Here is a 16,007-nt window from a genome sequence, read left to right as displayed (position 1 = left end):
GCCGGCGGGATCCGCCACGCTGACCGGGACGCGCGGGGATGCCGCCGCGCATCGGGTGAGGCCGAACCGCTGGCGGCCAAGGCCCGGTCCCTCGCGTCGAGCGCGACCGGCGGGACCCCGACGAGCGGGCTCAGCCGATCCGCACGAAGCTGTCGATCATCCCTCCCCAGGCCTCCCCGTCCCACTGGATGACGAGTCGGTCGCCGTCGGGGTGCATCTCGATCGTGCCGGCGTCACGGTGGCGGTCGGGCGTCTCGCACTCGAGCACGATCCGGAGGTCCTCCTCCGAGTCGTCCAGGGTTCCGGGGCAGGACAGCGGGCCGGTGGTGTTCACGGTGTCACCGTCCACCACCAGGGTCGCCACCACGTTGTCCTCGACGATGGACTCCCACTCGCCGTCGGCGGCCGGGGCGTCGTCCGCGTCCCGCTCCTCGCTGGTCTCCGCGACCTCGGGCTCCCCGGGCCGCTGCTCCGCGCTCACCTGGGGCTCCGGGTTCCCGGTGGCGGACTCGGTGTCCTCCTCCGCTCCGCCGCAGCCCGCCACGACCAGCACGGCGGCGAGGGAGACACCCACGATTCGGGATGGCTGTCGCACGGTCTTCCTCCAGAAGTGGACCTGTTCCGACGCACAGTGCGATTCGGAGCAGCGACCATACGCCACCCGTTCGGCGGTTGATTTCACCAACCCGAGGGACTAATTCACTCTGTTGAAGGATCCGTGCGAGTATCCGTCACCTGACGCACTTCCCCGGAAGGGACGGCATTCGGCGTGAACGGGTGACCCTCGACGGCAATCTCCGATGACCTTCGGTCACGTCCTCGTCGTCGCGACACCAGGCCCGGCCCGCCGAGCGCTACGCGGGGCGCACTCCGACGGCCGCGTAGATGCCGCTGGCGGAGGGCTCACCCGCGAACGGACCGGCGGGTCCGTCAGGCCGCCACGACGGCGCCCAGCTGATGCCCGGGTCGAGCGGTTCCCAGCCCGCCAGCAACTCCGCCACCTGGTCACGGGACCGGTCGACCAGCCGGGAGGTGGCGCGGGACCGGTACGCCTCGTAGACCTCCGTGACGTGCTCGCCCTGACCGTCCCTGGTGACGTGGGTGAGCGCCAGGGCCGAACCGGGGACCACCGCGTCGCGGTAGCGCTCCACCAGGTCGACCGGGTGGTCATCGTCCGGCACGAAGTGCAGCAGGGCCACCATGAGGACCGCCACGGGCTGGCTCAGGTCGAGGTCCCGCCTGGCGAGGTCGAGCACGGCGTCGACGTCGCGCGCGTCGGCCTGTTCGGCGCTGACGTGGGAGATGTGCTCGCGTTCGATGATGTTGCGGGAGTGCGCCACGGCCACCGGGTCGTTGTCGACGTACAACACCCGGGCGCCCGGGTCCTCCCGTTGCGCGATCTCGTGCACGTTGCCCATCGTCGGGAGCCCCGCCCCCAGGTCGAGGAACTGCCTGATCCCCAACCCCTGGACCGCGCGCACCGCGCGGCGGAGGAACTCGCGGTTGGCCCGGGCCGCCGGGCGGACGATCGGGTCGACCCGCACCATCTCCTCGGCGAACCGCCGGTCGACGGCGAAGCTGTGCGATCCACCGAGCAGGTAGTCGTAGATCCGAGCGGGGTTGGGTCGATCCACGTCGATCTCGGACATGCGCTGAACCTCCCACCGCCGGGTGAGCCCCGAAGCCTAGGCGAGCGGGGCGTCACGCGCACCACCGAGTTGATCACACCTGGTGATCCGCGCCCGGGGCGTGGCGGCGTTCGAGGTGGTCGTGCCCTCCGGTGGCGTGGTCGGGCACCAGCGGTTCACCCAGTGCCCGGCACCACAGGACCGTGACCGCCTCGACGACGGCCTCCCTGTCGACGCCGGCGGGTGGGTGGAGGTAGGCGCCGTGCAGCTGCGCCTCGATCCCCTGGACCGCGAGGAGGGCGTTGACCTCGGCGTCGGGGCCACCGCGTCCCATCCGCCGCAGCTCTGCGGCGAGCAGCGCCGCGAGGTGGCGCTCGCCGTCCCGGAGCCGTGCCACCAGCTCGGGAACGCGCGGAGCCTGGTCGAAGAGCAACTGGTGCAGCTCGGGGCGGTCCCGGTGCGCCGAGGCCACCGCGCCGACCAACACGCGAAGGGCGGCCTCCAGGCCCAGGTCCGCCCTCCTGATCTCGTCGAAGACGCTCCCCAACCCGCGTAGCGCGGCGTCGAGGTGTCTCTCGGCCAGGGCGACCAGCAGGGCGTCCTTGTTGGGGAAGTACTGGTAGACGGAGCCGATCGAGACACCCGCCCGGTCCGCGACGTGGTTCGTGCTGGTCGCGTTGAACCCGTTCCGTTGGAAAAGCTGAGCGGCGGCTTCGAGGATCACCTCGACCGTGTGCCGCGACCGCTGCTGGCGAGGCCGTTTCCGGGCTGCGTACACGGCTCCTCCAATGCGAGTACCAAAACCTGAGCATAGCTCATATTCTTGGCTTCCAGCGCCCTGACCGGCGCTTTCACACCATTTCTGAGGAGAACTTCTTCGTGCTGCTCGAATTCCTGGGTTACGGCGCGCGGATCGGTCCCGGCCTGCTGCTGGTGGTCCTGTGCTTCTGGCTGACCCGGGGCGACCGTGACCCGCTGCTGCGGATCGTGCTGCTCATCCTCGGCTTCGTACTCATCCGGGACGCCATGACCCCGGCCGGTTTCTGGACCTTCGGCGTCGTCGGTGGCACCGTCCCCTGGCTCCGGTTCACCGACGACGCCGCGGTCCTGCTGGTGTTCGGCGCGTCGACGCTGCTCATCACCGGGTCCGTCCTGCGCTGGGCACCCGACCTCCGCTCGCTGGTCCGCTGGGGCGACCTCCGCCCCAGCACCGTGGCCCTGGGACTCGGTGGTGGGGTGCTGGCCGCCGCGCCCGTCCTGCTGCTCTCCCTCGCGTGGCCCCTGGAGGAGCGCGGCGGCCAGGTAGCCGCCACGCTCCTCCCCGCGCTGCTCTTCCTGGCCCTCGCCGGCAACCTCGCCGAGGAGGTGCTGTTCCGGGGCTTCCTCCAGGGGCGACTCGAGCGGACCTTCAGCCCCACGCGGTCGGCGGTGCTCTCCGGCGTCCTCTTCGCCACCTGCCACGCCTTCCTCGCCTCGACCGTCACCGACGTCGGGTGGCCGCTGCTGGTCTTCACCCTCCTGGAAGGGCTGATCTGCGCGTACCTGCGGCTCCGCCGGGGGCTCACCCCCGCCGTGCTCGCGCACGGCACGGCGATCTTCCTGCTGGCCAGCGGCCTGCTGTGAGCCCTCGACCTACCCGGGAGGGCGACCGCGGGTGAGCGGCGCCGCGCCCCGACCGGCCCGACGGTGGACGGCCACCCGGCGGTGAGGACGGCCGGCCGACCCGCCCCGGGGTCGGCCCTCCCCCGGGGCCGGTTCAGGCACCGCTCCCCGCACCGACGCCATTCCAACGGAGCAGTTTCCTCGGGTCGCGCACCACCCACACCCGGTGGACGACTCCGGCCGCCACTCCGAGTGCGACGACCGCGAGCACCGTGCCGTCGGCGTCCCGCGTGACCAGACCGGGGCTCCCGTTGACCTCCCCCTCGTCGATCACCAGGTCGGGTTGACGACCGCGAACCGCGAGCAAGGTGCCGGCGACCTCCCACGCCCCGCGCACCGGCTCGGCCGGTGCGCTGACGAGACCGCCACCGTCGACGACCGCCCGCACCTCGGGGGCGAGCTGGCGGACGAGGGCGGTGAGATCACCCGCCTCCCAGGCGCGGCGGAAGGCGGTGCGCGCCTCCACCGGCACCCGCCCGCCGAGGTCGGCGTGCCCCGGGCGGGCCGCCCGTGCCTTGCGACGGGCCTCGAAGGCCAACTGGCGGCAGGCGTGGGGCGTGCGGCCCAACACCGGGGAGATCTCCTCGTACCGGTAGGAGAAGACGTCGTGGAGGACGAAGGCCACCCGCTCGGCCGGGCTCATCGTCTCCATGACCACGAGCACGGCCAGGTCGAGCGACCCCACGAGCGCCGCCTTCTCGGCCGGGTCGTCCGGGACACCGTTCGCGCCGCAGCTGGTCCAGGCCGGGCTCCCCGGCACCGGCTCGGGAAGCCACTCACCGACCGCCCGCTCCCGCCGCACCCTGGCCGACCGCAACGTGTCCAGGCAGATCCGGCTCACGGTGGTCATCAGCCACGCGGCCGGGACCCGGACCTCGCGGCGGCGGTCGTCGTCGAGGGCGTACCAACGCGCGTAGGCCTCCTGGACCGCGTCCTCCGCGTCGGAGACCGACCCGAGCATGCGGTACGCGGCGGCCATCAGCGGCCCTCGTTCGTCGCCCGGCACACCGCTCACCTCCCGTTCCCGCCACAGCGCCTTCCCCACTCTCCCCTGACGAGACGGGGGCCACCAGTGTCAGGCCCTCCAGGCGAACCGTGCCCGGCCCTGACGATCGGCGCCCCCGCCTCGTCATCCCGGGGTGGTGGGTACCGGACCGGCCGGGACCCGGGAAGGGGCAGGGACATGTCCGAGGACACCGTGACGTTCGTCAACGTCCTGGAGGTCGAACCCGAGCGGCAGGAGGAACTGGTGGCGCTGCTCACCGAGGCCGTGGAGCAGGTGATCCGGCATCGTCCCGGGTTCCTCTCGACGGTGCTCTACGCCAGCGTCGACGGCCGACGGGTGATCAACCACACGAGCTGGCGAGCCGCCGAGGACGCCGCCGCGACCCAGAACGACCCGGACGCCGCCGCGTACGCGCGTCAGGTGTCGAGGATCGCCACCGCCACGCCGGGCCTCTACCGGGTCGCGGGGCGGACCGAGGTGGGGAGGTGACGGCGGCGCTGGGCGTGCTGGTCGTCGCGATCACGGTCGCGCTCAACCTGGGGATCGCCGTCGCCGACTTCGCTCGTGCCCGGTTCGTCCTCGCGAACTCGGCGGAGGTCGGGGTCCCGGAGCGGTGGCTGCCGGCCCTGGCGACCCTGAAGGCCGCCGGCGCGCTCGGCCTGGTCCTCGGCCTCCTCGGCCTGGGGTGGCTCGGGGTGGCGGCTGCCACCGGGCTGGTGCTGTTCTACCTGGGCGCGATCGTGGCCCACGTCCGCGCCCGTGTCCTCCACAACATCGCCTTCCCCGCCCTGTTCCTCGGCTTCGCGGTGGCCTCGCTCGTGGTCCTGCTCCTGCGGTGACCGAGGGCTCGTCGAGCCGGCGGGACCGGTGTGGGGGAGGTCGACGGCGGCCCGTCCCGACCAACGGCGGGTACGGCCAGGCCAGGCCGTACCCGCGCGGGATGCCCGTCAGTCGACCGACCAGTCGTAGGTGATGGTGACGGGGGCGTGGTCGCTCCAGCGTTCGCCGTGGCTGGCCGCCCGCTCCACGACGGCGGAGGTGGCCCGCTCCGCGAGGCCCGGGGTGGCCACCTGGTAGTCGATGCGCCACCCGGAGTCGTTGTCGAAGGCCCGCCCCCGGTAGGACCACCAGGTATACGGGCCGGGCCCCTCCGGGTGCGACCGCCGGTGGACGTCCACGTACCCGGCCTCGTCGAACACCCGGCCGAGCCAGGCCCGCTCCTCGGGGAGGAACCCCGCCGCCTTCCGGTTGGCCTTCCAGTTCTTCAGGTCGATCTCCTGGTGCGCGATGTTCCAGTCACCGCACACCAGCACCTCCTGACCACTGGCCTCGCTCTTCTCCCGCCGCTCCACCAGGTAGGCGTAGAAGGACTCCATGAACCGTTCCTTCTCGTCCTGCCGAGGGGTGCCCACCTCACCGCTGGGCAGGTAGAGACTGGCGACGACGAGACCGGGGAACTCGATCTCCACGTAACGGCCGGACCGGTCGAACTCGCTGTCACCGAAGCCGACGCGCACCGCCTCCGGTGCCTGGCGGCTGAGCAGTGACACACCGGCCCGCCCCTTCTGGTCGGACTCGGCGTGCACGGTGTGCCAGCCCTCGGGTGTGCGGATCGCCGCCGGCAGGTCCTCCGGGTTCGCCCGCACCTCCTGGAGGCAGATCACGTCCGCCGAGGTCGTGGCCAGCCACTCCTGGTAGCCCTTCTTGGCGGCGGCGCGGAGACCGTTGACGTTGACCGTGGATACCGTCAGCACTCCGCGAGACTACAAGCCACCCGAGGCGGGCGGAGGGCCCCCAACCAGGGGGTATGTCACACCCGGGCGCGCGGCCGGCACCAGTGGGGTGACCGGCGCGGGGGTCAGCGGCACAGCTCCCCGGAGACGTGCCGCAGGTCTCCGTCGGTGCCCTGCCTCCAGCCGGCTGGTGTTCGGCGCGTCGAGGCCGCTCACGGCGTCGATCTGGGCAAGGTTCCAGTCGTGTTCTCGCATAGTCGCGTTCTCGCGTAGTCGCGTTGTCGCATAACTCGCTCCGGCCTGATGTCTTCCACGGCGATACCGCGTTCCGGCAGTCTGAAGCGGCGATCATTCAGCGACAGGAGGAGCCGAGATGGGCAAACGCGACGCGGACCGAGATGGACAGGGCGAACCGCAGCCGGACAAGTGGGAGAACTGGGGGGAGAAGGATGACGGCAACAAGCACGACGGCGACGACAAGGAGTAGGTGACCGTGACCGAATGGCGCGAACGGTTGCCCGTGCCGCGTGAGCGGTTCATCCCGGCCGTGGTGTGGGTCGAGGACCCCACCTCGGACGGCTTCACCTCGGTGACCCGCGAGGACGACGAAACCCGCTGGCGTGCTCTGGTCGAGCAGGACGAACCGGTTGTCACTCAGGTAGATGACGGTCAGACGCGGCCCGGCGAGGTCGGTCTCCAGCCGTCCAGCTCGTGTAGTCAACCGTCGCTGGTCGCCGCCATGCTCGACCATCTCGACGTGCGCGAGGGTCACCGGGTCCTGGAGATCGGGACCGGTACCGGCTGGAACGCCGCTCTGCTGTCCGAGCGCGTCGGGAAGGGCGGGCACGTGGTGTCGGTCGAGGTGGACCCTGTCCTCGCCGACACCGCACGCCGTGCGCTGACTCGTGCTGGCCATCGCCCCGTCGTGGCGACGGCGGACGGCACCGAGGGGTACCCACCCGGTGCCCCGTACGACCGCGTGATCTGCACGGCTTCGGTCCGGAGGGTCCCTCGATCGTGGATCGACCAGACACGGCCAGGCGGCGTGATCGTGAGCCCGTGGGGTACCGACTACGGGGATGACGCGCTGACCCGGCTGGAAGTCCACGAGGACGGCTCGGCGGCCGGCCGGTTGGGTGTGAGCCTGGCGTTCATGCGTGTTCGCCACCAGCGACGGGTCTACCTCGACCCCACCGATGACGAGGCACGCGAGGCGGACAGGAGCGTGACCACACTCGGCGGACGTGAACTGTTCGAGGTGACCGCGTTCCCTCGTGCGGCCCTCACGATCGGGCTCCGGGTGCCGAGTTGCTATCTCACCGTGGAAGACCTGGACGACGACCACCGGATGATCGAGTTCCACGACGCGGGTTCTCGGTCATGGGCACGGGTAGCGATGGTGCGTGGTGCCGACGCGTTCGAGGTCCGGCAGCGTGGCCCCCGCCGACTGTGGGACGAAGTGGACGCGGCGTACTCCTGGTGGCTCGACGCTGGCAAGCCGACCTCGGACCGGTACGGGCTCACGGTTCAACAGGATGGCACGCACGACGTGTGGCTCGACGCGCCGGACAGCCAGCTCCGGTGGTCACTCGGCCTCTGATCGGCCGGAGCCCGAGGTCGCGACGAACCCTCCAGGACGCGGAGGCGGCTCCGTCGCCCGCCGGTGCGCCCGGCCCTCTGTCCGCGTGCTGGGCCCGAGCGATCCGCTCGCTCACCGGCCAGCATCCGCCTCGACCGTGCGTCGAGCCGAACCAGCGCGTCAACCCGTGACCGTCACCCGCGGCTGCCGTCGTCGAGCGGGGACCGGCGGCGCACGCGGCGCGGCCGCGAACTGGTGGCGCTCGTCCGTGCGGTTCGGCGGCCGGGCCGTGCCGTAGCGCTGTGCGCGCGTCCGGTCGCGAGTCGAGGACGTCGCTGAACACCGATCGGACGCCACGGTAGGTCGCCGGGCGGAGGGCCCCCGACCAGGGGGTATGTCACACCCGGGCGCGCGGCCGGCACCAGTGGGGTGACCGGCGCGGGGGTCAGCGGCACAGCTCCCCGGAGACGTGCCGCAGGTCTCCGTCGTCGATCCACCGGCCGTTGCCCAGCTTGCGGAAGCCGTTCTCCACCCTCTCCTGGGTGCCGGTCACCACTCCCCGGTCGAGGCCACCGATGGTGGGCTCGTCGTGCGCCGGCCCCGCTCGGACCGGGGAGTGACCGGCCACCACCTCGTACTCGCAGGGGCTGCCGAACAGGGGCCGCAGCCGGCGTTCCTGGTGGGCCGCCCCGTCCCCGCTCTGGTCCATGACGATGACACCGACCCCGAGGACCGTCGCTCCCACCAGAGCCCACACCCGCTTCGACGCCACCTCGACCATCCCCCGATCCACCAGGTCGCCCGTCAGAGAACCGCGGTTCCAGGTTGGGTCACCTCGGCGGCCACTACCGACCCACTCCCGCCGAATCCACTCGTTCGGGGGTGGTCCACGGCTCGGACGCCGGGCGGGTGCGCGGGGGCGGGCGTGGCGTGCGTGGCCGTCCTGGAGGAGCGGGAACGCCGTCGGCCCCCGAACCCGTGGGGGTTCGGGGGCCGACTCGGGTGCCGTGCCGGAGGGGGCGTCGTGCCCTCGGTCAGGCGGCGACCTTCCTGGCCAGGTTCTCGTCCAGGGTCGCCAGGAACTCCTCGGTGGTCTGGAACGGCGTGTCGCCGCCGACCAGGAGGGCGAGGTCCTTGGTCATCTTGCCGCTCTCGACGGTCTCGATGACGACCTTCTCCAGCGTCTGCGCGAAGCCGACGACCTCGGGGGTGTTGTCCAGCTTGCCCCGGTGGGCCAGGCCCCGGGTCCAGGCGAAGATCGAGGCGATCGGGTTCGTCGAGGTGGGCTTGCCCTGCTGGTGCTGCCGGTAGTGCCGGGTCACCGTGCCGTGGGCGGCCTCGGCCTCGACGGTGCGCCCGTCGGGGCTCATCAGCACGGAGGTCATCAGACCGAGGGAGCCGAAGCCCTGCGCCACCGTGTCGGACTGCACGTCACCGTCGTAGTTCTTGCAGGCCCACACGTAGCCGCCCTCCCACTTCATGGCGGCGGCCACCATGTCGTCGATGAGGCGGTGCTCGTAGGTGAGGCCCTTGGCGTCGAACTCGGCCTTGAACTCCTTCTCGAAGATCTCGGCGAACACGTCCTTGAACATGCCGTCGTAGGCCTTGAGGATGGTGTTCTTGGTCGACATGTAGACCGGGTAGCCGCGCTGCAGGCCGTAGGAGAAGGACGCGCGGGCGAAGTCCTCGATCGACTTCCGGTAGTTGTACATGCCGAGGGCGACGCCGCCGCCCTCCGGGAAGTTCGCGACCTCCAGCTCGATCGGCTCGCCCTCACCCTCCGGGGTGTAGGTGATGGTGACGGTGCCCGGGCCGGGGACCTTGAAGTCACTGGCCTTGTACTGGTCGCCGTGGGCGTGCCGGCCGATGATGATCGGCTGCGTCCAGCCCGGCACCAGCCGGGGGATGTTCGAGATGATGATCGGCTCGCGGAAGACGACGCCACCGAGGATGTTGCGGATGGTGCCGTTCGGGCTCCGCCACATCTTCTTCAGGCCGAACTCCTCGACCCGCGCCTCGTCCGGCGTGATGGTGGCGCACTTGACGCCCACCCCGTGCTTGTTGATCGCGTTGGCCGCGTCGACCGTGATCTGGTCGTCGGTGGCGTCCCGGCTCTCGATGCCCAGGTCGTAGTACTCAAGGTCGACGTCCAGGTAGGGGTGGACGAGCTTGTCCTTGATGAACTGCCAGATGATCCTGGTCATCTCGTCGCCGTCGAGCTCGACGACCTTGCCCTCTACCTTGATCTTGCTGCTCATGGCGCCGGAGCGCTCCTCTCCCGTGTCACCGCGTACCGTCCAAGCGGTACAAGCGTACTGGTATACGTGCGGTGCTGGACAGGGCGTCGTCCACGAATCACGGTTCGGTCTGACGGCTCGCCGCCCGCTCCACGTCGACGACACCCGGTGCCGACGACCCGTGCCGGGCGTGTCTCGCGGACCCTCTAACCTCCCAAGATCGGGTGATCTTCGGGAGGGCACATGGCGACGGGGCCGACACACGCCATCAGCGGGCTGGCCACCTGGGCAGCGGTGACGGCCCTGGCCAACACGCACAGCATAGGCCAGCTGTCCCCGAAGACCTGGGTGGTCGGGGCCACCCTGGCCTCGGGAGCCGCGCTCCTCCCCGACATCGACCACCCCAACTCGACGGTGGCCCGCACCTTCGGCTCGGCCAGCAGGGGCGTCTCGGCCGCCGTGAACACCATCAGCGGCTGGGTCTACAAGGTCACCAAGACGAAGAAGGACTCCAACCGGGACGGCGGCCACCGGGGGCTGACCCACACCCTCGTGTTCGCCCTGCTGATGGGGGTCGTGACGACGGCCGTCGTCCAGGCCAGCGACGGCGGGGCCCTCGCCGTCCTGATGTTCGTCTTCGCCGGGCTGGCGATCCGGGGGATCATGCACCAGTGGTGCCCCCGCCGGGACGCCACCCTGATCACGGTGGCCTCGTTGGTGCTGACCGTGCTCTGCTGGGCCTGGGCCGGCACCGAACCGCACAACCCGGCGGTGTTCGGCGTCGCGGTGATCCTGGGCTGCACGGCGCACTACCTGGGGGACGCGATCACCCAGCAGGGCTGTTCGATGTTCTGGCCGGTGCCCATCAAATGGAAGACCTGGTATCCGGTCCGGTTACCCAAGGCCTTCCGAATGAGCACCGGGAGCAAGGTGGAAATGGTCGTCGTACTGCCACTGCTCACGGTCGCCGCGACCATTCTCTCGGCCATCGTCCTCTACCGAACGGGGGCGGCCCCATGGCTCGCCGAGTTGGGGATCCTGAACCGCTAGCGGCACCGCTCGACCATCGGTGCTGGTGGCGGGCACATTTCCGTCCCACCAGTTCGTCGATCCGTTCGACGAACCCTTCGTTTGAGGCCGCGACGAACAACCGGCCGAGCGCGACCGGAAGTGTTCCGCCACCCTTTTTCCCAATACGGGGAGACACCAGCGACGACCACCCGAACAGCGCAATCTTTCCTCGGATCGGATCTGTTGGTGGGGAATTTTCCTCCGTAGCGTGCGGAATGCCAGCACCTGTCGAAGGGAGTGCTCACCACATGTTCACTCAACGAATCCGGCGTGCGGCCGGAGCGGCACTGCTTGGTCTTCTCCCCCTCCTCGGCGTCACCGCGTTCGCCGGAACCGCGCAGGGCCACGGCTGGACCCAGAACCCCGCCAGCCGCCAGGACCACTGCGCGTCCGGCGCCGTCACCGGCTGCGGCGAGATCCAGTGGGAGCCCCAAAGCGTTGAGGGTCCGAAGGGGTTCCCCGCCTCGGGCCCGGCGGACGGCACCATCTGCGCCGGCGGCAACGGCCGGTTCTCCCAGCTCGACGACCCACGAGGGGCGGGGTGGCCGACGACCCCGCTCACCAGCGGAGCGAACCACGAGTTCCGGTGGCAGATCAGCGTCTCGCACGCCACCAGCTCGTGGCGGTACTTCGTGACGCGCGACGGCTGGAACCCGAACCAGCCGCTGAGCCGGGCCCAGCTGGAGCCGGCGCCGTTCCTCAGCCTCGACTACGGCGGCCAGCGGCCGCCGTCGGTCTTCGCGCACAGCGGAACCCTGCCGAACAAGAGCGGTCACCACGTCATCCTGGCGGTGTGGGACATCGCTGACACCGGGAACGCCTTCTACGCCTGCTCGGACGTCCGGTTCAGCTGACAGCCGAACCCGCTGCCCAGGGCGGTCCTGCCGGCCGGAGCCCACGACAACTTCGCGTCACCCTCGGTAACGTGCGCTACGGGCCGCGAGTCCGGCCCGAACCGAGGGCGGAGGAAACGCACATGAGGTTGAGCGTGAGGTCGTCGGCCGGCAGGGCCCGGCGCGCGGTGGGCGTGGGCGTGAGCGCCCTGGCGCTCGGCGCGCTGCTGGTGGGCTGCGGAGAGGTCCAGGAAGCCCAACAGGAGCTGAGCAACGCCATCGACCAGGGGCGTGAACAACTGGAGCAGGGCCAACAGCAGATCGACAAGGCGACCACCTGCGCCGAGGCGCTGGGCATCGTCGGTTTCTTCGAGTCGGTCGGCAACGCGGTCTCGAATCCGGAGGAGACCGCTCAGCAGGCACGGGAGCGCGCCGAGGAGCTGGCGACCCTGGCGGCCGAGACCACCGACGAGGACGTGGCCAACGCGCTGCGGGAGATGAGCGACTCGGCGGCCAACCTGGCGGAGAACGGCGTGGGGTCGGACACCGTCGAGACCGTCGAGAACCAGGTCCAGGTGCTGCGGGACGCCTGTCTCTGACCCGTGCCCACCGTGGTTCGGTCGGTGGTTCGCGGCCTGGCGAGGGGTGGTCGTCCCGATCCCCTCGCCACCGGCCTGCGTCGCGCCGGTCACTTCCGTAGCCTGGATGGCGGAGGTGACCAGCGATGCGAGCGGATGTAGGCGACCGGCTGCACATGCACAGCAGGACCGTGGGCCAGCAGGACCGCACCGGCGAGATCGTCGAGGTGCGCGGCCCGGAGGGCGAACCGCCCTACCTGGTCCGGTTCCCCGACGGGAGCGAGGCCCTGATGTTCCCGGGGGCGGACTGCCTCGTCGAGCCCCCCATGCCCGAGCACGGCTGACCCGGGCCGCGGTCTTCGCCGGCTGGCGGGCCGTGGCCACGGCGGCACCGAGCACGTCGGCGTCGCCCCCAGGAGGACGACGCCGACCTTCCCCGCTCGGGGCCGATCGAGCGACCCCGAGAGCGTGTTCAGAGGCTCTGGACGTCGGCCTGCTTCGCGCGGACGGCCTCGGCGGCCTCCTTCAGCGCGGCGAGCTCGGTGTCGGTGAGGTCGCGCTCGACCACCTTGCGCACGCCCTCCCTGCCCAGCTCGGCGGTCACGCCCAGGTAGACGCCGGAGATCCCGTACTCACCGTCGACCCACGCGCACACCGGCAGGACCTCACCGGAGTCCTCGTGCACCGCCTTGGCCATCCGGGCGGCGGCGGCCGAGGGAGCGTAGTAGGCGGACCCGGTCTTGAGCAGCGCGACCACCTCCGCGCCACCGTTGCGGGTGCGGGTGACCAGTTCCTCCACCTTCTCGGCCGGCAGCGCCTCGGTCAGGGGCGTCCCGTCGACCGAGGACGCGGAGGGCACCGGCACCATGGTGTCGCCGTGCGAGCCCAGCGTCAGGGTGGTCACGGAACCCACCGGCACGTCCAGCTCCTCGGCCACGAAGTTCGTGAACCGCGCGGTGTCGAGGATGCCGGCCTGGCCGAGCACCCGGTTCTTCGGGAACTCGGTGGCGATCTGGGCGAGGGCGGTCATCTCGTCCAACGGGTTGGAGACGACGATGACGACGGCCTCGGGCGCGTGCTTGGCGACGTTCTCCGAGACCTGCCGGACGATCTTGGCGTTGGTCTCGATGAGGTCCATCCGGTTCATGCCCGGCTTGCGGGGAAGACCGGCCGTGATGATCACGATCTCGGCGCCGGCGATGGCCTCGTAGCCCTCGCCCTTGGGGCCGGTGGTCTGCCCGACGACCCTGGTCTCGAAACCCTCGACGGCCCGGGACTGGTTCATGTCCAGGGCGAGCCCCTCGGGCTTGCCTTCCAGGATGTCGGTGAGCACCACGGTCTCGAAGATGTCGTACTCGGCCAACCGCTGGGCCGTGGTGGAGCCGTAGAAGCCGGCGCCGACGACGGCGACCTTACCGGAACGTGCCACTTGGGGGGTCCTCCCGATCCGCGTCTTGGGTGGGTTCCCCGGGCGCGACGCTGGGCGGGCACGGCGACGTCACGTTCGTCGTGAGCCAACCCGGAATCACCTGTTCGGCGACGGCCACGGCACCGGGACCGCGCGCCGGCAGGGGCCGGCGCGCTGGGAGATTACCAAGCCGGCGGGCGGCGGAACCCCCGGTGGTGAGCAGGGTCTCCACCGGGAGCGGGCGTCCACCGCCGCACGGGGGAACGCCTCGTCCGACCTCCGCGCCGCCGGAGCGCCGGTGGCGCACGAGGGCGCCACCGAGTCCTCAGTGGCCGGCGAGCAGGGCGTCGAGTTCCACCCGCAGCACCTCCTCGGGGTCCACTCCGGTGGCGGTGAACTGCCCGACCAGCGCGAGGCTGATGAGGCCGTGGAGTCGTGCCCAGCACCGGACCGCCCGCAGGGCCACCTCCGGCGGGAGGGGCTCGCCCCCGCGGGCGTCCACCCAGCCGGCGAGCTGGTCCCGGAGCGGTCCGCCGCTGACCGCCCTCGTCTCGGCCGGGCCGGGCGGGAGCTCCGCCAGGACGTCGAACAGCACGGCCATCGGGCGGAACGCCTGCTCGAAGGTGTCCTCGGGGGCCGCGTACCCGGGCACCGGCGCCCCGAACAGGAGCAGGTACCGGTGCGGCATCTCCGCGCTCCACGTCCAGAGCGCGTGGACGAAGGCCCGCAGGCGGAGTTCGGGGTCGGCCTCGCCCGCCCCGGGCACGGCCGCGTCGACGGCCTCGGCCAGCCCCCGGTAGCCCTCGCGCACCAGCTCGGTCAGCAGGGCGTCGCGGTTGGCGAAGTACCGGTACAGGGCGGGGCCTGTCAGGCCCATCCGGCGGGCGATCGAGTTCAGCGAGAGCGCCGCTCCGCCGCCCTCCGCGACCTGCTCCCACGCCAGGTCCTTGATCTCCCGCAGGGTCAGTTCCCGGTAGCGGGCACGGGGCGGGCGTCGGGACGACGGGCTCGCGGCCTCGGGCACGACGGGTCTCCTCACTACTGCCGATGACGGGCGCGGCGACCCGCGCTTGACAGGCCCAGGGTAACTGGCGCATTCTTTGGTTACAGGCTATAACGAACGTAACAAGCAATAGCTAATGTGAGGCAGCATGGTCAGGCAGATGGAACTGAGCGGGTTCGGCGGCCCGGAACGTCTGGTCGCCCGCGAGCGGGAGGTGCCCGGGCCCGGCACGGGCGAGGTGCGCATCCGGGTGGAGGCGAGCGGAGTCGCTTTCGCCGAAGTGCAGATGCTGCGCGGCCGCTACCCGATGCAACCCCGCTTCCCCTTCGTGCCCGGTTACGACCTGGTCGGCCGGATCACCGCCGTGGGGCCGGAGGTCGCCGGCCTCGCGCCGGGCGACAGGGTCGCGGCCATGCCCCGCACCGGGGCCTGGGCGGACGAGGTGGTGCTCCCGGCCTCCGAGGTCGTCCCGGTTCCCGCCGGGGTGGACTCGGGAGACGCCGTCGCCCTGGTGACCAACGGTGTGACCGCCTGGCAGCTGGCGCATCGCAGCGCACCGGTGGGTCCGGGCCAGACGGTGCTCGTGCACGGGGCGACCGGCGGCGTGGGCGGTCTGCTCGCCCAACTGTGCCGGCAGGCGGGCGCGACGGTCGTGGGCACCGCGTCGGAGGCGAACCAGGAAGCGCTCCGAGCCGAGGGCGTCGTTCCCGTCGACTACCGCTCCCCCGACCTCACCGAACGGCTCCGCCGCCACGCACCGCACGGCTACCACGCCGTGTTCGACCACCTCGGGCCCCGGAGCGTCGCCCGGTCACGCGCCCTGCTCGCGCCGGGCGGACGGGTCGTCAGCTACGGGTCGGCGGCGACGCTGCGCGACGAGGGCGGGCCCCTGCGCCCCTACCTGCGGATGCTCGGCGGGTTGCTGTGGTGGAACACGCTCGGCGAACCACGGCTCACCCGGCGGCGCCGGGTCTCCCTCTACTACGTGCGTCCCGGGCGGAGGTTCCGCGAGGACCTGGGCACCGTGCTCGGTCTGCTCGCGGCGGGCACCCTCACGCCGGTGGTCCACTCCCGGCACCCGATGTCGCGGGCGGCCGACGCGTTGCGGATCCTGAGCCGGGGCGGCGTGCACGGGAAGATCGTGTTGGTGGCCGACCAGGAGCGGGGCACCTGAGGATGGGCTGCGAGGCCGCCCATGCCGGGCTCGGCGTCTCCCGGTGGAAGGGTCCGCGGGGCGGGGCGCGGCGGTCCGAGGGCGCGGCGGGGCGG

The 16,007-nt window shown here is 71.5% G+C and carries 18 protein-coding genes; 9 read left to right on the top strand and 9 right to left on the bottom strand.

Features of this window, described 5'->3' with window-relative positions:
* Positions 1–130: 130 nt before the first annotated feature.
* The 3 genes from G443_RS19230 to G443_RS19220 form a co-directional block, all read right to left on the bottom strand.
* Positions 131–595 carry a hypothetical protein gene (locus G443_RS19230; RefSeq protein WP_155886196.1) on the bottom strand — a complete coding sequence of 155 codons (465 nt, stop codon included), beginning with the start codon at positions 593–595 and terminating at the stop codon, positions 131–133.
* Positions 596–854: 259 nt separating this feature from the next.
* On the bottom strand, positions 855–1,649 hold the full coding sequence (locus G443_RS19225; protein ID WP_026419419.1) for an SAM-dependent methyltransferase: 795 nt from the start codon (positions 1,647–1,649) through the stop codon (positions 855–857).
* A 73-nt stretch (positions 1,650–1,722) separates the two neighbouring features.
* The gene (locus G443_RS19220; protein ID WP_081715533.1) at positions 1,723–2,406 is read right to left on the bottom strand and encodes a TetR/AcrR family transcriptional regulator; all 684 of its coding nucleotides are present in this window, start codon (positions 2,404–2,406) and stop codon (positions 1,723–1,725) included.
* Between the two features lie 101 nt (positions 2,407–2,507).
* Here G443_RS19220 and G443_RS19215 point away from each other — a divergent pair, with 101 nt between their 5' ends.
* The gene (locus G443_RS19215; protein WP_026419420.1) at positions 2,508–3,251 is read left to right on the top strand and encodes a CPBP family intramembrane glutamic endopeptidase; all 744 of its coding nucleotides are present in this window, start codon (positions 2,508–2,510) and stop codon (positions 3,249–3,251) included.
* 133 nt (positions 3,252–3,384) lie between these two features.
* On the opposite strand, the gene G443_RS19210 is transcribed toward G443_RS19215, so the two are convergent.
* Positions 3,385–4,296, bottom strand: coding sequence for a sigma factor (locus tag G443_RS19210; protein WP_026419421.1), 912 nt, complete (start codon positions 4,294–4,296; stop codon positions 3,385–3,387).
* Positions 4,297–4,473: 177 nt separating this feature from the next.
* On the opposite strand from G443_RS19210, the gene G443_RS19205 reads away from it, so the two are divergent.
* The gene (locus G443_RS19205; RefSeq protein ID WP_026419422.1) at positions 4,474–4,785 is read left to right on the top strand and encodes an antibiotic biosynthesis monooxygenase; all 312 of its coding nucleotides are present in this window, start codon (positions 4,474–4,476) and stop codon (positions 4,783–4,785) included.
* Positions 4,782–5,135: a DoxX family protein gene (locus G443_RS19200; protein ID WP_026419423.1), complete on the top strand. Its 354-nt coding sequence runs from the start codon at positions 4,782–4,784 to the stop codon at positions 5,133–5,135. Before G443_RS19205 ends, G443_RS19200 begins: the two co-directional genes overlap by 4 nt.
* A gap of 108 nt (positions 5,136–5,243) precedes the next feature.
* On the opposite strand, the gene G443_RS19195 is transcribed toward G443_RS19200, so the two are convergent.
* On the bottom strand, positions 5,244–6,050 hold the full coding sequence (locus tag G443_RS19195) for an exodeoxyribonuclease III (protein ID WP_026419424.1): 807 nt from the start codon (positions 6,048–6,050) through the stop codon (positions 5,244–5,246).
* Positions 6,051–6,516: 466 nt separating this feature from the next.
* Between G443_RS19195 and G443_RS19190 the strand changes: the two genes are divergently transcribed.
* On the top strand, positions 6,517–7,629 hold the full coding sequence (locus G443_RS19190) for a methyltransferase domain-containing protein (protein ID WP_026419425.1): 1,113 nt from the start codon (positions 6,517–6,519) through the stop codon (positions 7,627–7,629).
* Positions 7,630–8,053: 424 nt separating this feature from the next.
* Here G443_RS19190 and G443_RS19185 read toward each other — a convergent pair whose 3' ends face one another.
* Positions 8,054–8,389, bottom strand: a complete 336-nt coding sequence (locus G443_RS19185; protein WP_026419426.1) for a hypothetical protein — start codon at positions 8,387–8,389, stop codon at positions 8,054–8,056.
* Between the two features lie 253 nt (positions 8,390–8,642).
* Complete coding sequence (locus tag G443_RS19180; protein ID WP_026419427.1) at positions 8,643–9,866, bottom strand: NADP-dependent isocitrate dehydrogenase; 1,224 nt, start codon at positions 9,864–9,866, stop codon at positions 8,643–8,645.
* 222 nt (positions 9,867–10,088) lie between these two features.
* Between G443_RS19180 and G443_RS19175 the strand changes: the two genes are divergently transcribed.
* The 4 genes from G443_RS19175 to G443_RS19160 all read left to right on the top strand — a co-directional run bounded on the left by G443_RS19175 (position 10,089) and on the right by G443_RS19160 (position 12,671).
* On the top strand, positions 10,089–10,895 hold the full coding sequence (locus G443_RS19175; protein ID WP_026419428.1) for a metal-dependent hydrolase: 807 nt from the start codon (positions 10,089–10,091) through the stop codon (positions 10,893–10,895).
* 269 nt (positions 10,896–11,164) lie between these two features.
* Entirely contained in the window at positions 11,165–11,770 is a 606-nt protein-coding gene (locus tag G443_RS19170) for a lytic polysaccharide monooxygenase auxiliary activity family 9 protein (protein WP_211237561.1), read from the top strand.
* A 122-nt stretch (positions 11,771–11,892) separates the two neighbouring features.
* Positions 11,893–12,348 carry a DUF8711 family protein gene (locus tag G443_RS19165; RefSeq protein WP_051314111.1) on the top strand — a complete coding sequence of 152 codons (456 nt, stop codon included), beginning with the start codon at positions 11,893–11,895 and terminating at the stop codon, positions 12,346–12,348.
* A 125-nt stretch (positions 12,349–12,473) separates the two neighbouring features.
* A complete protein-coding gene (locus G443_RS19160) occupies positions 12,474–12,671 on the top strand; it encodes a DUF1918 domain-containing protein (protein ID WP_026419430.1) in 198 nt (65 codons plus the stop codon).
* A 128-nt stretch (positions 12,672–12,799) separates the two neighbouring features.
* Here G443_RS19160 and mdh read toward each other — a convergent pair whose 3' ends face one another.
* Together mdh and G443_RS19150 are read right to left on the bottom strand one after the other, a co-directional pair.
* Positions 12,800–13,756, bottom strand: coding sequence for a malate dehydrogenase (mdh, locus tag G443_RS19155; protein ID WP_026419431.1), 957 nt, complete (start codon positions 13,754–13,756; stop codon positions 12,800–12,802).
* 304 nt (positions 13,757–14,060) lie between these two features.
* Complete coding sequence (locus G443_RS19150) at positions 14,061–14,759, bottom strand: TetR/AcrR family transcriptional regulator (protein ID WP_026419432.1); 699 nt, start codon at positions 14,757–14,759, stop codon at positions 14,061–14,063.
* 127 nt (positions 14,760–14,886) lie between these two features.
* Here G443_RS19150 and G443_RS19145 point away from each other — a divergent pair, with 127 nt between their 5' ends.
* On the top strand, positions 14,887–15,912 hold the full coding sequence (locus tag G443_RS19145; protein WP_026419433.1) for a medium chain dehydrogenase/reductase family protein: 1,026 nt from the start codon (positions 14,887–14,889) through the stop codon (positions 15,910–15,912).
* The last annotated feature ends 95 nt before the right edge of the window (positions 15,913–16,007 follow it).

Origin of the sequence: Actinoalloteichus caeruleus DSM 43889, from assembly GCF_000429185.2 — a bacterium.
In the GTDB taxonomy this organism is placed as follows: Bacteria; Actinomycetota; Actinomycetes; order Mycobacteriales; family Pseudonocardiaceae; genus Actinoalloteichus_B; species Actinoalloteichus_B caeruleus.
The sequence above is the reverse complement of the archived record's forward strand: the minus strand, read 5'-3'. Positions and strand labels throughout refer to the sequence as shown.

Bases quoted from the DNA above. Each gene is read 5' to 3' on its own strand.
- G443_RS19165 (WP_051314111.1), top strand. From the start codon at position 11,893: ATGAGGTTGAGCGTGAGGTCGTCGGCCGGCAGGGCCCGGCGCGCGGTG.
- G443_RS19160 (WP_026419430.1), top strand. From the start codon at position 12,474: ATGCGAGCGGATGTAGGCGACCGGCTGCACATGCACAGCAGGACCGTG.
- G443_RS19185 (WP_026419426.1), bottom strand. From the start codon at position 8,389: ATGGTCGAGGTGGCGTCGAAGCGGGTGTGGGCTCTGGTGGGAGCGACG.
- G443_RS19175 (WP_026419428.1), top strand. From the start codon at position 10,089: ATGGCGACGGGGCCGACACACGCCATCAGCGGGCTGGCCACCTGGGCA.
- G443_RS19145 (WP_026419433.1), top strand. From the start codon at position 14,887: ATGGTCAGGCAGATGGAACTGAGCGGGTTCGGCGGCCCGGAACGTCTG.
- G443_RS19180 (WP_026419427.1), bottom strand. From the start codon at position 9,866: ATGAGCAGCAAGATCAAGGTAGAGGGCAAGGTCGTCGAGCTCGACGGC.
- G443_RS19205 (WP_026419422.1), top strand. From the start codon at position 4,474: ATGTCCGAGGACACCGTGACGTTCGTCAACGTCCTGGAGGTCGAACCC.
- G443_RS19170 (WP_211237561.1), top strand. From the start codon at position 11,165: ATGTTCACTCAACGAATCCGGCGTGCGGCCGGAGCGGCACTGCTTGGT.
- G443_RS19225 (WP_026419419.1), bottom strand. From the start codon at position 1,649: ATGTCCGAGATCGACGTGGATCGACCCAACCCCGCTCGGATCTACGAC.